Annotated in this window: 1 protein-coding gene and 2 pseudogenes; 1 reads left to right on the top strand and 2 read right to left on the bottom strand. The window is 47.9% G+C overall.

Annotated features, from left to right (window positions below; all coding sequences use genetic code 11):
* Both NTH01S_RS11305 and NTH01S_RS11300 read right to left on the bottom strand, forming a co-directional pair.
* Positions 1–672, bottom strand: a pseudogene (locus tag NTH01S_RS11305) (capsular biosynthesis protein); the annotation flags it as partial.
* On the bottom strand, positions 669–1,031 hold the full coding sequence (locus NTH01S_RS11300; RefSeq protein ID WP_370664327.1) for an HAD family hydrolase: 363 nt from the start codon (positions 1,029–1,031) through the stop codon (positions 669–671). The gene NTH01S_RS11300 and the pseudogene NTH01S_RS11305, both read right to left, overlap by 4 nt.
* 488 nt (positions 1,032–1,519) lie before the next feature.
* On the opposite strand from NTH01S_RS11300, the pseudogene NTH01S_RS11295 reads away from it, so the two are divergent.
* Positions 1,520–2,657, top strand: a pseudogene (locus tag NTH01S_RS11295) (hypothetical protein); the annotation flags it as partial.

Genomic DNA, 2,657 nt, shown 5'->3' with positions numbered 1-2,657 from the left:
CCAACCAAAATAGGTTTGAATATGGCCAAAGTCAAACCACTCTTCGACTTCAACGCGGCGCAATGGGTGCTGCACCAGATAACGGTTAACCCCTTCCACAAAACTGCTGCGCGCTTGACTGAACGCACGCACGAGTTCAACTCCATTCGAAAAAGCAAAATAACCGCATGCAATAGGAGTATCTGCCGGTTTATCGTCAGTTGCTGCCAGTGTCTCAAGACGAAGAACATTGCCCTCTTCGTGATGAACGGCAGCCCAAGAGTAATCATCTCCCCCCGGACGCACAGCAACAATATCTGTACCCGTCGGAATTTGACCCAGAATCGTGTCACCATGCAAAATATGCACCGGGCAAGCATAAGCACCGATAACATTAATCGCGTAGACTATAGCTTCACTCAGATGAAGATCAGCCGGGACCGGTACTGGCGTAACACCTTTTTCACGGAGACGTTGTCGGTCATGAGGTGGGATATTAAACGATTCGGGAACTGTAATAAATAAACGAATATTATCCGGCAGGTCTTTGCGTAAACCATCAATTTGGAAATCAAAAATACGCCCAACACCGAGCGGAAGAAACGAAGGCGGCACAAGACCGAACTCTGCTGCAAGCTCAGTGCCCACACAAGCACCCGACAAAATGAGTGCAATCGGAGAAACATCGATCATTTTTGTGTCCTGATCAAATCATGTATCTCGCTCAGGCTGAGTGAGAGAAATTCAGCAGGGCGGACTGCGCGATCATCTATGTAAAATCCCTCGGTACCGCACCAAGGCTTCCCAACATAAATTTCATCATAAGGAACGTCATGCTTATTCAGCCAAGCAATCACGATGGGCAGGGTATTTGCGTTGATCTTGCCAACGACTCCCTTGAAGGTACGCATGTTCCGCGCAGTATGAATGAGGATTTCAAAACCCTGTGCCTTGTATTCCCTCAGTCGAGAAATCAACGGCAGGTTTGGCTCCATATCCTCATAAGAGGTATTCGGGTTATGGCGCGTCAGGGTGTCGTCGAGATCTACCACTAGTCGCTTCATCCGATTGGCTTCCTCAAAGCATCATTACGCCAACACTAGAGCTCCAGCAGCATTACAGAGCGAACCGCTCACTCCTGCTGTGTCTATTAGGCGCAAATTCAGATAACGTTATGCTAATCATACAGAGTGGTAGACACTTGGCAATGGTCAGACGACACTGAATCTGAAATGATAACCATTAAATCAAAAGAACTTCATACTGTGGAACAGACTGTTACTCACTCTTTAAAATTAACGATATACGTATCCCTATTGCTTGCGCGGGGCATTTGTGTTATTTGTACAAAAATAGCCAATCTACATATTTAGAAAAACACAATTCCTAGGGGAATCCCCCAAGATGGATGTGTCATGAGATCGGCCGTTGCAACAACCTTCTCCCATAACCGGGCGGAAGGCTTATTTAATTTCTGGACATCACTTTATTTCGTAACCAACGCTTCAGCACACGCTGTAGCCGTATGGGAGATTTGCGCGTGAAGACACGAAAAAACCAATTTTTCCAAGCCACCAGCCGCCGTTCAACCGCATGGAGCAGCGCAGCTTTAGGTGCTTTGTGCTGTGCACTCTATAGTACAACAAGCATAGCACATGCAGAAGATTCCAATCAAAACTTATACTATACGGATAGTAAAGGACAAAAAAAGCCCATTACAGTACTATCATCCCTTGATTCTTCCGGAAAACCGTTAGTCTCTGCCTACAAAGATAACGCCAATCAATGGCATACAATTGCGCCAGCTATTATGGTCTGTAGCGTCAATGCGAATGGTAGCCCAGTGGCCTGCCCTTCAACTATGGGCACCGCTACTACAGATATAAAAGTTAACACTCCCAATGGCGTTGCTGGGCTTGATGCAAATGCCGAAGTCACCTCCCCCATTTCTACGACGTCCCTCATATCGTCAGAAGATCTGCGGGTCATGCCTGTTGCGGGCAATCATTACCCGAACACCACAGGCCCACAAGCCGTCCAACTCCCCGGTTATACAATGTGGTATGGGAACCAGATTGGCCTTGGGCGCTACCCGGATGCTTCACAAGCCAGTGGCTATAATACGGTGGGAGATTGGTGGATAACACCACCTGAAACACTTCATCTGGGCGGGCAATCCGAAGGAGCGTCAGGCTATCTTAATGTCCATTGTTCACCCTATGGCGGCTCCAATGCTGGAACATGCTCTCAAATTATGTTGGGCACTCCCAACATTCAGGGCCAAGCTGCGGGATTAGGTCCAGGAGCGACCGGCATTGCACAATACGATAATTTTGACGCAACCAACCAAGTATTACAGGCAGCCAACTCTGTTCCACTCTTCGTTATTACATCAAATACGGCCAATAACGTTTTTCCACCCGCAAGTGATGGCCTTGACCATACACCGACCTTCACGGCAAGCGGTGCAACATTTGCCAACCCATTACCGGCCGATATGTCAAACTGGCTTATACACCACCAGCAAGGCATCCGACTCATGACGAACGAGATCGGCTGTCAGACCTGCTCTATTCAAACCTATGCCGGGATTGTTACGGGCGTTTCGACCAATTCTGCCGGCCTTGTAACTGAATTAAAAGTTGCAGCATGGCAGGTCTTCAATAGCCTTGATACGG

This window comes from Neokomagataea thailandica NBRC 106555, assembly GCF_001598495.1.
In the GTDB taxonomy this organism is placed as follows: domain Bacteria; phylum Pseudomonadota; class Alphaproteobacteria; order Acetobacterales; family Acetobacteraceae; genus Gluconobacter; species Gluconobacter thailandicus_A.
This window is presented reverse-complemented; position numbering and strand designations above follow the sequence as displayed.